The following is a 14,508-nucleotide window of genomic DNA, read 5'->3' on the forward strand; positions in this document are numbered from 1 at the left end:
ATCTTTCATCCATATTGCCTAAAATTATAACAACAGATGAAATAGAGTACTTAGTAAATAACCCGTAAAAATATAGGTGATAAAAGATCTTGGAGGTACCAGCTTTAGATTATGCAGGATGAATTCACTAATGCTTGTAGTTGCAATGAGGCCAATGGAGATCCCCATTAGAACACCTTGCTCTTTGGTAGACAGATTTACGTAATGCCCGATCCAGATGAATAGGCTAAAGCATAGCGATAAGCTGAGGAAACCTAAAAATAACTTCCATGGCTTTTTCCTTTGCGAAAGAAAAGCAGTTGTAAGTGCAAAACCTTCCGGAAGATGATGCAGAATTACAGAAGCTGTAATTGTGATGCCGACTATTGAACTCTCCATTAAGCTGCCAATGGTCATACTTAGCGGGATTGTATGGATGAGTATGGCAAGCATGAGCAAGTAAACGGAAGGACTTTGACCAGCAGATGGGTGGAATAAATTGCGAAGCACTAGAAAAAATAGGTATCCAATGAATACCCCCAGTATGATACCGAAAGACTTATACATCTTCAATGCGCTTGGAATGATATCAAGTGCCAGTAATCCTACTAAAAATCCACCGCATAGGAGTGATAATCCTGCGGTTGAATTGTGGAATAGTTTAGATACTAGCCAAGCAATTCCACCTCCGAAGCTTACACTTAAAAAAAGAAAACTGCCAAGTAATATTGCACTCACTTTCATCACCTACCCATTATAATTCGTAAAACCTCTCTACGAAATATATGCAGATTGCTCGCATCTATGAAGTACAACTTTCAAAGCAATAATGTGGGAGAGGCATTTAAATAAGTTGGAGAACATAAAAAGAAAAGCCAAGGTTGAGCACACGGCTCAGTCTTGGCTTTTCAAATTACTATTTCCTCTTCTTCGAATAAGGTCTCACCATCAGTCCCATCTCCGTTCGTTCTTTATCAAGAGCCTTATAAAACGAAATCATCATTAAAATGATGACGAAGGAGAAGGGGAATGCAGCAATAACCAATGCATTCTGCAGTGCGGTTAGCCCGTTGGCAGAGAGCAGAATGATGGAAACTGCTGCTTGTGCAACACCCCATGTCAGTTTCACAATATTTGGCGGATTAAGCGATCCGTAAGTTGACTGCATTCCGAGCACGAATGTGGCAGAATCTGCGGATGTGATGAAAAAGATGGCAATGAGGATAATTGCTAAAATCGATAGAAACATTGACATTGGCATCCCATTGAAAATGGCGAAAAGTGTCTCTTCTGTTTTCAATCCAGATAAGTCAGTTCCTTTCATTTGTACATCCATTGCCGTGGCACCGAAAACGGAAAACCAGAAAAAGCTAAGCAATGTGGGGAGCATCAAGACACCAACTAAGAATTCCCGGATGGTTCTTCCACGTGATACGCGGGCAATGAAGATACCAACAAATGGGGACCATGAAATCCACCACGCCCAATAAAAAATAGTCCAACCATTAATCCACGTACGATTGGCATCATCAAGCGGTGCTGCCCGGAAACTCATACGGGGTAAGTTTTGCAAGTAAAGACCGATTGTATCGGTAAATGTATTGAAGATTAACATAGTAGGTCCAAGTATGATAACAAGTATCAGTAAGATGACCGCAAGTACCATATTGATATTAGATAAATATTTAATTCCTTTACCTATACCTGACCAAGCAGAAGCAACAAATAAAATTGTTACGATAATGATGATGATAATTTGAACGGTAAAATTGATGGGGATATCGAATACATAAGATAATCCGCCGTTGATTTGAATAGCTCCAAACCCTAGAGTCGTTGCAACCCCTACTACCGTCGCGAAGATAGCGAGTAGATTGACCAATGTGCCTAAAGGACCGTTCATCCGATCTCCAAAAAGGGGCTTCAAAGTTGAGGAAATCAATCCAGGTTCCCCTTTACGGAATTGGAAATACGCAAGTGACATGGCAACTACAGCGTAAATCGCCCATGCATGAATACCCCAATGGAAAAATGTGAAGCGCATCGATTCACGAAAAGCAGCGTCGGTTCCTGGCAGTTCAGTTGCGGGGTCTATAGCAAAATGGGATAAAGGTTCGGCTGCTCCCCAAAAGACAAGTCCAATCCCCATTCCTGCTGAAAACAGCATTGCGAACCAGCTCATTCGAGAATACTCAGGCTTCTCATCAGGTTTTCCGAGCGTAATCTGCCCAATTGGACTGACGATAAAGAACAGGCAGAACAGTACAATTCCAGTGACAACGAGTAAATAATACCAGCCGAATGATGAAGTTATGAAGTTTTTCATATTCTCTGTTACGTTTTCGAAGCTTTCAGGTGCAAATGCTCCGAATAAAACTATCAAACCTATTAGACCGACCGAAATCCAAAAAACACCTGATACCTTTTTCATCAAATCACCTATTTTTCTTATAAGATAATGGTACACATCATTTAGACTAATCTTGTCCATTATTCTTCATTACCATGCACGCACCTCTAATTACATTCCCTCTCTCTGTCATTGTTAAACAGATAAGCTCAATAAAAAACGATTCCATCGGTGATGGAATCGTTTTTTTCATTAAGTGAGCATAGATAATAGAAAGTAGCTAATTAAAAACAGGAGAACTTGTCGATTCGATTAAGGTCGATCCCCATGTATTCCCATCTTCTTTGCCTATTACGCCATCTGTAACCGGCGACAGAAGTACGTCCGACAAAGACTGGGAAAAACCAAAAACCTTGTCTTCTGGATAGCCAGACATAGGTATAGCGGTAGAGACAACCACGGATTGCACCTGGATCTACTGCAAACAACTGGGTACTTGGATAAGCTGGTATGGTATTTGGTGGCGGAGATGATGGGGCTTGTTGTCCGCCCGGTTGTCCTTGGCCCGGTGGTCGTCCTGGAGGACCAAATCCCGGCATTCCTGGTCCCGGTGGCCATCCTGGAGGACCAAATCCAGGACTACCTTGGCCCGGCGGTCGTCCTGGAGGACCAAATCCGGGCATTCCTGGCCCAGGTGGTCGTCCCGGCGGACCAAATCCGGGCATTCCTTGGCCCGGCGGCCGTCCTGGCGGTGCAAACCCCTGCATGTCGTGTCCTGAGTGGAAAGCAACCATTTCCTGTTCAGGCATCCCGTAACCTGACATCTCTTGCTCTGGAGAAAAAGCTTGCATGTCGTAGCCCTGTGCCTCTTGCCCTGGAGAAAAAGCTTGCATGTCGTAGCCCTGTGCCTCTTGCCCTGGAGAAAAAGCTTGCATGTCGTAGCCCTGTGCCTCTTGCCCTAGAGAAAAAGCTTGCATGTCATAACCTTGCATCTCTTGCTCAGGAGAGAAAGCTTGCATGTCGTAGCCCTGTACCTCTTGCCCTGGAGAGAAAGCTTGCATATCGTGTCCAGACATCCCTTGCCCAGATGAAAAACCTTGCATCCCCTGTCCGGACATTCCCATACCTGGTGACCAGCTATCATTCGCATACCCAGACGTATCTTGCGCCCGGTTTGCTTCATATCCTTCAGGTAATTTAGGGTACCATTGCTGTTCCCCTTGACCACCTGGTTGCATGTTGACCATTCGTTCACTCCTTCCAAGCGATTCTCTTTATCCTATGCGACGATGGGTGAAAGGGAATGGACTTTTTTTTCGGAAGGTTTTTTAGTTTCGCCGGACTAATCTGACAAAGTGAATGGGGGTGGGTTTGGACTGACTTGGAATTGGTGGGAAAAGAGATTGCGGGAAATGATAATGCTTACTATAGATGTTGACCAAATGAATCCGGCGTTTGGGCTTTACAAGGGCTTTCCAGAGGTCGCTGAAAAGTTCTGATACTTGGAATGAAATAGAATTCCTACCAATACCGCTTCGCCGCTTTGTGGATTCCTCCCGCGATAAGCCAGAAAGAAGACCACTTGGAAGGGATTGAACTGCATCCTTCCTTAGTCTTATCGCTACGGCTACCACGAAGACGCGCCTTCGCTGGATGGTCTATTTGAGAAAGCGCATTTCATTAGCTGTGATCAAATTCGCAACCTGGAGTGCGTCTTTCTTGAATATAGCAAGCAACTGCAATTTTCACTTGAACGTTGTAGGTACGCGACAAGACGACCAAGGAGGAATGAACTGCAATTCCTCCCCAATCGGTAAAACTGTCGTGATTAGTTTAGCCGAAAGCGAGCCGGGAACGTACTAGTCCAAATGAAAATTTTTGCGCCTACCTTATTAGTATCTTTTGAAAGAAAATGGTTAATCAACAGACGTGTTTTGTCGATATAGAATTGTCGCTGTTGTAGAGTATCCAATTCCTGTTGCACGGTTCGTACTATGGATTACTCAGTTTATCAAAGCCACTCCAACTATATATCCGGTACTACCTACTTGGAATTAACTGGTTGCATACCTCGCTAGTTTAACGAAAAAGCGGTGTTAGAAGAACATTCTATTTATTAAGTGCCGACAATATAGTAACTTCACTGCTTTATCTCACTACAATAGCACCCTATTAGCACGGACTAAATTTTCTGAATACCGAACAATAAAGCGCTTTCATCGTGTACGATACTAGTAGAATAGTAAGGAGGGGTTCATAGTGGGGAAAGCATCTGAAAAGGTTATTCGTTACCGTGGGACTGAGTTGAACACGAAGGGGTGGCAGCAGGAGGCGGCGCTTCGTATGCTGATGAATAACTTAGACGCGGAAGTGGCTGAGCATCCGGATGACCTTGTTGTTTACGGTGGCATTGGAAAGGCGGCACGAAATTGGGAGTCGTTTGACGCAATTGTCCGCTCGTTGAAAGAACTTGAAAATGATGAAACATTACTTGTGCAATCGGGGAAACCAGTTGCGATATTCAAGTCACATACAGACGCACCAAAAGTATTGATTGCGAACTCGAATCTAGTCCCGGCCTATGCCAACTGGGAACATTTCCATGAGCTCGATAAAAAAGGACTTATGATGTACGGACAAATGACGGCGGGAAGCTGGATTTATATCGGTTCACAAGGAATCGTGCAAGGGACATACGAAACGTTTGCGGAACTGGCGAAACAGCATTTTGGAGAGTCGCTGAAAGGCACGATTACACTAACTGCTGGACTCGGGGGGATGGGGGCTGCACAGCCGCTAGCGGTAACGATGGCCGGGGGAGTCTGTATCGGTATCGAAGTAGATGAAACGCGAATTGATCGCCGAATTGAAACACGCTATACCGATGTGAAAACAGATTCACTTGAAGAGGCGATCCGTCTTGCTGAAGAAGCAAAAAAAGAGGGCAGTGCACTGTCAATCGGTCTGTTAGGTAATGCATCGGAAGTGCTTCCTGCGATGCTTGCGATTGGATTTATCCCAGATGTGTTAACTGATCAGACATCTGCACATGATCCGTTAAACGGTTATATTCCATCTGGAATGTCACTAGAGGAAGCCGCGAAACTGCGAGCGGAAAATCCGGAGGCGTATATCAAACGGTCGAAAGCATCGATGGCAAAACATGTTGAAGCAATGCTAGACATGATGGATAAAGGTGCAATTACGTTCGATTACGGTAACAACATTCGTCAGGTGGCGAAAGATGAAGGCGTAACTCGTGCATTCGATTTCCCAGGATTTGTTCCCGCCTATATCCGTCCACAGTTTTGTGAAGGAAAAGGGCCATTCCGCTGGGTTGCTCTATCAGGAGATCCTGAAGATATTTATAAAACAGATGAAGTTATTTTACGTGAATTTGGTGATAACACACATTTGTGCAACTGGATTCGAATGGCGCAAGATAAAATTCAGTTTCAAGGACTGCCGTCACGGATTTGCTGGCTAGGGTACGGAGAACGTGCCCGCTTTGGAAAAATCATTAATGATATGGTCGCTTCGGGCGAATTAAAAGCACCGATTGTCATTGGGCGAGATCATCTCGACTCGGGATCAGTTGCATCGCCAAACCGTGAGACGGAAGCGATGAAAGACGGTTCGGATGCAGTAGCTGACTGGCCGCTGTTGAATGCAATGATTAACGCAGTCGGCGGAGCTACTTGGGTTTCCATTCATCATGGAGGCGGCGTTGGGATGGGTTATTCGGTTCATGCAGGTATGGTTATTGTCGCGGATGGAACCAAAGAAGCAGAAGCTCGAATCGAACGTGTATTAACGACAGATCCAGGAATGGGTATCGTCCGTCATGTTGATGCGGGCTATGAACTTGCCGAAAAAACGGCGTGGGAAAAAGGGGTCAACATTCCGATGATGGCAAAAGAGGCGATTGAAGAATGACAAAAATTATATGGATTAAACATGCAGCGCAACTTGCGACGTTAGCCCAAGCTGGTACAGCCCCGCGAATAAAAGAAGCGATGAATGATTTATCAATTATAGAAGACGGCAGTATCTGGATAGAAGATGGGATCATAAGAGCAGTCGGCACGACTCAACAATTAGAAGAGCAGTTCAAAGACCGCGCCCATGAAGCGGAAATCACAGACGCAACTGGTCATCTCGTTACTCCAGGCCTCGTCGATCCGCATACACATGTCGCCTATGGTGGCAGTCGCGAACGTGAATTTGAAATGCGACTTGAAGGCGCGACCTATATGGAAATTATGAATGCAGGTGGCGGTATTCATGCGACAACAAAAATGACTCGTGAAGCAACTGAAGATGAACTTGTTGAGCAGACGAAGAAACGCCTTGATTCGTTTCTGAAACACGGCGTCACAACTGTCGAGGGGAAAAGTGGGTACGGCTTAGATTTGGCAACGGAACTAAAACAGCTCCGTGTCATGAAACGCTTGCAGCAAGAACATGCGATTGACCTTGTGCCAACGTTCATGGGTGCACATGCAGTGCCGACAGAATTCAAAGGACGGGAAGACGAGTATATAGATCTTGTCGTCAATGAAATGCTTCCTGCTGTTGCCAATGAAAAGCTAGCAGTCTTCAATGATGTATTTTGTGAAGTTGGTGTTTTCACACCTGAACAATCACAACGAATTTTAGAAGCAGGGAAAAAGTATGGTCTGATACCAAAAATCCATGCGGATGAAATTGAACCCTATGGCGGCGCGGAACTGGCGGCGAAAGTTGGAGCGATTTCAGCAGAGCATTTATTGAAAGCGTCTGATGAAGGAATTAAAGCGATGGCAGATTCCGGAACAATCGCTTGTTTATTGCCAGCAACCGCCTTATATCTTAGGGAGCAAGCAGCACAAGGGCGCAAGATGATTGACGCTGGCGTACCGGTCGCGATATCGACAGATTGTAATCCCGGATCTTCACCGACGACATCGATGCCACTTGTTATGAACTTAGCGTGTATATCGATGCGACTAACACCGGCAGAAGCGCTTACTGCCGCGACGTATAACGCGGCTTGTGCAATCCAAATGGCAGATAAAACAGGATCATTGGAAATAGGTAAACAAGGGGATGTCGTTCTATGGGACATTTCAAACTACCAAGAACTTCAATACTTGTTCGGGGTGAACCATGTTAAGTCCGTCTGGAAAAAAGGTGTAAAAGTCGTTGGATGATTAATATTAATTAAAGGATGGTTGTCATGATTGAATTAACAGGATCGTCACTAAATCTGGCTCAAATGAACGACATCATATATAAAGAAATCGGGGTTTCATTGAACGATGAAGCCTTGGAACGTGTTAATAAAAGCCGGGCTGCGGTTGAGAAAATTGTTAGTGAAGACCGGACCGTATACGGGATTAATACGGGGTTTGGTAAGTTCAGCGACGTTAAAATCGATGAAAAGGATACGAAAGCATTGCAATTACACTTGATCCGATCGCATTCATGCGGCGTTGGAGAAGCGTTTCCTGAAAACGTTTCGCGTGCGATGGTGGTACTACGTCTGAATGCGCTTTTAAAAGGTTTCTCCGGAATCCGTGCAGAAGTGCTAGAACGGTTTGCTTATATGGTGAATAATCGCATTCACCCGGTCATTCCACAGCAAGGTTCACTTGGTGCATCAGGTGATCTGGCGCCATTGTCTCATCTAGCGCTTGTTTTACTTGGCGAAGGATTTGTCTGGCAAGACGGCTTGCACGTTCCAGCTGCAACTATTTGGAATGAGCATGGCATGTCGCCAATTGTGCTCGAAGCGAAAGAGGGGCTAGCGCTCATTAACGGGACGCAAGCAATGACTGCGCAAGGCGTTGTCAATTATTTGGAGGCAGAATCACTTGCGTATGCTAGCGAGTGGGTTGCTGCAATGACAATGGAAGCGCTCTATGGAATTACGGACGCATTTCATCCGGCGATTCACGAAGCGCGCGGTTATCCGGAACAAGTGGATGTGGCGGCGAGGATGCTGGATTGGTTGAAAGGGAGTCGTCTGACAACCATTCAAGGCGAAAAACGTGTCCAAGACGCTTATTCAATTCGTTGTATTCCACAAGTGCACGGCGCGAGCTGGCAAGTACTTGGTTATGTAAAAGAGAAGCTAGAGATTGAGATGAATGCCGCGACGGATAATCCACTTATTTTCGATGATGGTGATACGGTTGTATCTGGCGGTAACTTCCATGGTCAACCGATTGCGTTTGCGATGGACTTCTTGAAGCTGGGCGTAGCAGAACTTGCAAGTATTTCCGAACGTCGTATTGAACGGCTCGTTAATCCACAATTGAATGAAGGATTGCCGCCGTTCCTGAGTCCAGAACCTGGGTTACAATCGGGTGCAATGATTTTACAATATTCAGCAGCCAGCCTTGTTTCTGAGAATAAAACACTTGCACACCCAGCGTCCGTTGACTCGATTCCATCGTCTGGCAACCAGGAAGATCATGTATCAATGGGAACAATCGGTGCCAGGCATGCACATGCCATCATAAAAAATGCGAGAAATGTACTCGCAATTGAAGCGCTTTGCGCACTGACAGGCTGTTCCATTAGAGGGGCAGAACAAATGGCACCAAAAACCCGTGTCAAGTTCGATCAATTGCTGGAAATCGTGCGACCAATTGAAGAAGATCGTATTTTTACGCCGGATATTGAAAAGCTTGCTCAATTTCTAGTCTGATAACTAGCAAAAAACCGAAGCGGATTTTAGGAGGCTTCGGTTTTTTGTATTGTCTCTCTTTGAGAACTTTGAACTTTTTACTCGTTATCATCATGTTCATTGGTCAGGCAATTCCGCTTCTTCCACCAGCTAAAGCGGTTGCGGAGCGTTCGAGTTGAACGATATGCGCATCAGAATTGGCCTTGCCCGTCATAATATCAGCGAGAATTTTTGAACCAAGCATACTGTAAACAGTTCCATTACCTCCATAGCCAAGTAGATAATAATGATTTCTTTTTGATGGATGCTCTCCGATGAATGGTAAGTTGTCCAGAGATTCTCCAAATGTTGCACAATAAGCGTAGTCAATTTCAATCGGAAGTTCGGGGAAAAGTTCTTGCAGCTGTTTTTTTAAGATTGCACCGTGCTTCATAATCGATTCATTTGAAAGAGGGGCTTGGGGTTTGTCCTCGTCGAGCCCTCCTACAATGATTCGGTTGTCCTCCGTTGTCCGCATATAGAGATACGGACGCTTTGATTCCCAAATGAGCGCATTTTTATGCCAAATCGGAGAATCGTCAATTGGCTCAGTGACAATGACGTACGAACGGTTAATGTCGGCACCAATTCGTTTTCCTACAGGAAGGGTCTCGTATCCAGTTGTAAAAAGAACATTATCCGCATAAAATTCCCCGGCAGATGTGGAAATGTGCAACAGTCCATTTTCGTCGTTTATGTCCGTCACTTCTGTAAATTCGAAGAGATGGACGCCCATTGATTCGACCAATTGTAATAGTCCGTTGACGAATTTGTAAGGGTTCACTTCAGCATCACCGTATGTCACGATTGCTCCCGGTTTCGAAAACGGCAGATGCTTGCAGATTTCTACCTCGTCCCAAAAATCGCAAGGAAATCCATAATGCGTTAATGTATCATATTCTTTCCTAATGCGTTTTAAATCATTTTCGTCACTTGCATAATAAATGCTTGGCCGACTGATGAAATCAGGGTTAAGCGGCAGTCGTTCAGCTGTCTTTTTTAGGTTTTCCATTGCTTCCAAGCATAACTGATAAAAACGTACAGCATCCTTTTCTCCAATTTGTTCGATTAATTCATGGAGCATGATGTCATTTGAATATTGAAGCAATCCCGTATTTGCCATTGTGCTGCCAGTAGCCATCTGCCGCTTGTCTAGCACTGCGATCGAATGACCTTTGTCAGCCAATGCAAGTGCCGAAAGAGCTCCCGACATCCCTCCACCTACAATAATGACATCATAATGTGACGCGATTTCTACTTTTTTTCGTTCGGGGGGAATTGGCATCGTTCCTGGCCAATACAATGAACCTTCGTGAATATGCATACTTACAACCTCCTCTATGAAATCTATTATTCTTTACCCCAAAACTACTGATTGAAAGCATGTTATCATTGATGAAGTTCTACTAATAAAGTTTGGCAGATGGAGGAAGAAGATTAAATGACTATAGAAGAAAAACCACATATTTTAATAATCGACGGAATGGCACTCTTATTCCGCTCCTTTTTTGCAACTTCGGCGATGGGGCATTATTTCCCGAATGACGCTGGAATTCCGACGAATGCAGTGCAGGGGTTTGCCCGTCATACTATGACAGCGACCTCGATATTCAAACCTACACATATGGCGGTTTGTTGGGATATGGGCGCGCAAACGTTCCGCAATGACTTATTTGAAGGATATAAAGCAAACCGGCCTGCACCGGCGCCGGAGCTCGTACCGCAGTTTGATATGGCAAGAAGTGTTTCTGAATTAATTGGTTGGAAAAACTACGGAGTGCCAGGCATGGAAGCAGACGATCTGATTGGTTCATTCGTTCAGGCTTGGGAGGGGAAAGCGGAGATTACAATCGTGACTGGCGATAAAGATATGTTGCAGTTGCTTAGACCGGGTGTCCGTATTGCATTTACGAAAAAAGGTTTTAATGTTTACGATATTTACACAGAGGAACGTTTCATTGAAGAGTATGGAATTACCCCTATCCAGTTTATTGACACAAAAGCATTCACTGGGGATACAAGTGACGGCTATCCTGGAGTGAGAGGCATCGGACCAAAAACTGCACTTAAACTCATTAAAGAATATGGATCGGTGGAAGGCGTGATTCAATCATTGCATGAGTTGACGCCGGCAATACGCAAGAAAATCGAGGAAGAGATGGACATGCTCTTATTATCCAAAAAACTTGCAGAAATCCATTGTGAATTAAAAATGGATGATCCAATCGAAACCCTGAAAATACCTGTTTATGATGGAGTTGTAAGGGAACTGATAGATAGAGAAGGTTATTCCATGATTGTTAGACAAGCGGATTCGCTATTGCTATAAATATACGAGGGGGATGCGTGTGAAAAAAGTTTACAATATATGCGCATAAAAATCGCGGCGGAAGCCAAGAAAATAGTTCAAGCTTGGGCTACTTGTCCGAGGGCATTTCTACAAAGAAAGGCGAAGTGTCGACCCACTGAAGGAATTTCACCATGGTGCAAAAGCGAACGCGATTTGTTTGAGCATTGCAGAAACGGTTAAAAGCAAGGGCATCGAATTCTATGAGGATGTTAAGAAAATTTTAACGGTTCTAAGTATTCAATAAATTATGAGGTTTTAGTTCAGTACTTGCCCTCAACGAAAAACATTAAAGCCACTTGTAGCACTAAATAAAATAGCCGTCTATACGATTAAAAAAATCGTATAGACGGCTATTTGTCATGCGTACCGTGATATGCTTTGTTTTGTTTTTACTTGGGACGTGGCAATCTGTTGGTAGGGTCTTTGGCGAGCAGTTGATCAAGCGCTTTGGAACCCGTTAGATTGATTACAGGCAACTGTTCAAATACGTAGGTTACGTAAATCAACGGATTTAAGTGATTTTCTTTGGCAGCTTCCACGATACTATAGGCGATTGCTTTTGCGTCTTTCTTCGATTGAGAGAAAAGCAATTTTTTCGACCAATCACGAAGGGCTTAATTGCTCGTTCACTTCGATTATTATGCGGCCATCCTGTTAAAAGCACACTAATCCGTGCCAAAAGAGAAGTAACTAAAGGATTACTTTAGTTTAAGAAATGGAGCTAAATACTTCCGTGAATTGGTGTTATGTCTACACATTGAATACGGAATACATATGAATAATCATTCGAATTAAGAAAGCACAAAATAAGAAAATTAGTAGCATAAACCAGCGAGATAAATAAAAAAACTCCCCACAACTAGTAGTAGGGAGTTTACAATTTCATTCAAATTTACTTTAGAGGGATTCCCACAAGGGCTATAGTCTCTAAATCATTTATTGAATCAATTGAGATTTCCCCATTATATCTATTCACAACTTCCTTCACTATAAATAAACCTTGCCCTCTTATCTTTCCTTGTTCTGCATTTTTTGTTGAATATCCTTGTTTAAAAATATGTTCATTGTCACTAATTTTAGGTCCAGTATTCGTTATCTTAAATAGATACTGCGTAACATCCGTTTGACAGCTAATTGTTATTTTACGTTCAGCTACAGGTAATGCAACTGTTGCATCAATTGCATTATCAATTAAATTCGACAGTATTATGATTAAATCTGTTGTTTTTATTTTATCGAATGCATCATGAGAAACCGTAAAATTCATATCAATATGATAATTTTGTGCAGCCAGTTTCTTTGTTTGCAGTAAGATTGATAGACCAGGATGATCTATATTTAATTTTAGACTTTCTAGCGCCAGAACTTCTTTTGACAAAGATGATATGTATTGCTGAGCTTGCTTAGATTCCCCTAGTTGAAGTAATCCGTGTAAAACCTGAATATGATTGGTGAAATCATGTCTTAAAGAAGATATGGAAGTGATTAACGTTTTAAGTTCAGCTTGGTATGTATCTTCTGTATAGCCGACTTCCTTTGCCACTTCTTGTTGATACCATCTTTGCAAAAATAAAAAAGATCCGATTACGACCAAAATAAAGGCACCATTAAAGACGAAGAGAAGGATATTATTTTTCAGTACTGTCCCTTTAATATAATCAAGTGTATCAACACTAATATCGATACCTAAGTATCCCATGACAATTCCTGCTTCATCCTTTATAGGCACTCCAACAGAAAGAAAAGTGCCATAAACGGCATCCTCAATTACATCTGTAATATAGGTATTTCCTTCAAAGGCTATTTTGACCTGCTTTTCGGGCACTGTACCAACCGATCCAATGCTATAGCTCTCTTCTAATTCCTTGGGTAATCCGCCTATCATTGAGTTCGATACTATTGGATTATCGATTTTCAGTGTATACACAAATAATGCACCCAGTTTTTCTCTTGCATCAACTAGGTAGTTTGTTAATTCCCAATAATAGTCGTTTTTCGCAGGATTATTCAAAAATTTCTGATACGTTTCTTTGTCTATCGCAGACGCAATGGATTCTGCTGCTGCAAGACTTTGATTGGCGATTGACTCTTCAACTGTCTTTTTTATCTTCACATAAGAGGTGAAGACATTTAAACTTGTAAACAACAATAACAAGATAGCAGATAATACTAAAATAAGTTTAATTTTACTATTTTTCATAAAAATTAGTACTTCCTCATCTGTTTTAATTGAAAAGCATAGATTATCCGAATCTACTATAAAATATTCTTTTGCCAATGAAATTAAAAATTCGCTTTTCACAAATAGCATTACTATCATATTTTCTTGAAGACATTACTTGTTTAACCTACTGTAATAGAATCACGAAATCTAATAAGGTCAGTCGCTTCTCATTTGGTTCGATGTTTGTTGAAGGTATTATGATATCGCGATTTAGTTCTTCACTTTCATAAGTGTAGTCATTTGTGGCAGTAATAATGACTTTATATAAACCACTCGTGACATTTGAAACAATGATGTAAAAGTCGTTTTGATTTTCATTATTTGTTGGACTCACTTCAAAAGCTGCTGATAAATGTTCAATGATAGTTTTTTAGGTGAATTGACTTGTCCCTCGACTAATGCGGAATAATTCACTATTAAAATAGAAACGATTAATAGAATTGTTACTATAATTACCACCTTTTTTCATCATAACCATCATCACTATAAGATTATTATAGCAATTTTTGGGGTATTTACCTAATCGTACTATACAAATTGATGTTTTTCTTATTGAGTAACAAAGCTAAATACTGCCGAGAATGGGTGTTATGTCTACTAGGGGGAACGTAGAAATGGATTCGCTTTCGAAATCACTTATCTACCTAGCAAAATTTTGGAGCGATGTTAGTTTTATTTGGGACGTGGAAATATGTTGGAAAACCTGATTATCGATTTATCGGGTTTGCAGACAATAGACACATTTGTGGCACAGCAATTATTCAATTTGTTTGATGCGCTTTCCCTACTTGGTATTCAGCCAATTGTAAATGGAATATCGCCCGCTATCGTATAAACGCTCGTACAGCTAGGCTCAAAAGTTTTGCCACGCTGAAGTAGGCTTTAACGTATAT

At 42.5% G+C, this 14,508-nt stretch carries 10 protein-coding genes and 1 pseudogene; 5 read left to right on the forward strand and 6 right to left on the reverse strand.

What is annotated here, in order from left to right; translation table 11 throughout:
• Positions 1-24 precede the first annotated feature (24 nt).
• From AZE41_RS04805 to AZE41_RS23170, 3 genes are all read right to left on the reverse strand, one after another.
• A complete protein-coding gene (locus tag AZE41_RS04805; protein WP_187046773.1) occupies positions 25-723 on the reverse strand; it encodes a ZIP family metal transporter in 699 nt (232 codons plus the stop codon).
• Between the two features lie 172 nt (positions 724-895).
• On the reverse strand, positions 896-2,410 hold the full coding sequence (locus AZE41_RS04810; RefSeq protein WP_067213849.1) for a glycine betaine uptake BCCT transporter: 1,515 nt from the start codon (positions 2,408-2,410) through the stop codon (positions 896-898).
• Between the two features lie 203 nt (positions 2,411-2,613).
• Positions 2,614-3,576 carry a hypothetical protein gene (locus AZE41_RS23170; RefSeq protein ID WP_231885771.1) on the reverse strand — a complete coding sequence of 321 codons (963 nt, stop codon included), beginning with the start codon at positions 3,574-3,576 and terminating at the stop codon, positions 2,614-2,616.
• Positions 3,577-4,588: 1,012 nt separating this feature from the next.
• Between AZE41_RS23170 and hutU the strand changes: the two genes are divergently transcribed.
• The 3 genes from hutU to hutH are packed head-to-tail and all read left to right on the forward strand — an operon-like array spanning position 4,589 to position 9,023.
• Positions 4,589-6,265, forward strand: coding sequence for a urocanate hydratase (hutU, locus tag AZE41_RS04820; RefSeq protein WP_156475965.1), 1,677 nt, complete (start codon positions 4,589-4,591; stop codon positions 6,263-6,265).
• Positions 6,262-7,521, forward strand: coding sequence for an imidazolonepropionase (gene hutI / locus AZE41_RS04825; RefSeq protein ID WP_067206277.1), 1,260 nt, complete (start codon positions 6,262-6,264; stop codon positions 7,519-7,521). Before hutU ends, hutI begins: the two co-directional genes overlap by 4 nt.
• Positions 7,522-7,547: 26 nt before the next feature.
• Complete coding sequence (hutH, locus tag AZE41_RS04830; protein WP_067206280.1) at positions 7,548-9,023, forward strand: histidine ammonia-lyase; 1,476 nt, start codon at positions 7,548-7,550, stop codon at positions 9,021-9,023.
• Positions 9,024-9,126: 103 nt separating this feature from the next.
• On the opposite strand, the gene AZE41_RS04835 is transcribed toward hutH, so the two are convergent.
• Positions 9,127-10,365: an NAD(P)/FAD-dependent oxidoreductase gene (locus tag AZE41_RS04835; RefSeq protein WP_067206283.1), complete on the reverse strand. Its 1,239-nt coding sequence runs from the start codon at positions 10,363-10,365 to the stop codon at positions 9,127-9,129.
• A 117-nt stretch (positions 10,366-10,482) separates the two neighbouring features.
• Here AZE41_RS04835 and AZE41_RS04840 point away from each other — a divergent pair, with 117 nt between their 5' ends.
• Positions 10,483-11,370 (forward strand): 5'-3' exonuclease, encoded by an 888-nt coding sequence (locus AZE41_RS04840; protein ID WP_067206286.1) that lies wholly within the window; start codon positions 10,483-10,485, stop codon positions 11,368-11,370.
• A gap of 410 nt (positions 11,371-11,780) precedes the next feature.
• Here AZE41_RS04840 and AZE41_RS23620 read toward each other — a convergent pair.
• Positions 11,781-12,031 (reverse strand): annotated as a pseudogene (locus AZE41_RS23620) (IS66 family transposase); the annotation flags it as partial.
• Positions 12,032-12,283: 252 nt separating this feature from the next.
• On the reverse strand, positions 12,284-13,693 hold the full coding sequence (locus AZE41_RS04845; protein WP_231885772.1) for a sensor histidine kinase: 1,410 nt from the start codon (positions 13,691-13,693) through the stop codon (positions 12,284-12,286).
• A gap of 613 nt (positions 13,694-14,306) precedes the next feature.
• On the opposite strand from AZE41_RS04845, the gene AZE41_RS22575 reads away from it, so the two are divergent.
• Complete coding sequence (locus AZE41_RS22575; protein WP_156475968.1) at positions 14,307-14,450, forward strand: STAS domain-containing protein; 144 nt, start codon at positions 14,307-14,309, stop codon at positions 14,448-14,450.
• The last annotated feature ends 58 nt before the right edge of the window (positions 14,451-14,508 follow it).

It is taken from the genome of Sporosarcina psychrophila (genome assembly GCF_001590685.1).
In the GTDB taxonomy this organism is placed as follows: Bacteria; Bacillota; Bacilli; order Bacillales_A; family Planococcaceae; genus Sporosarcina; species Sporosarcina psychrophila.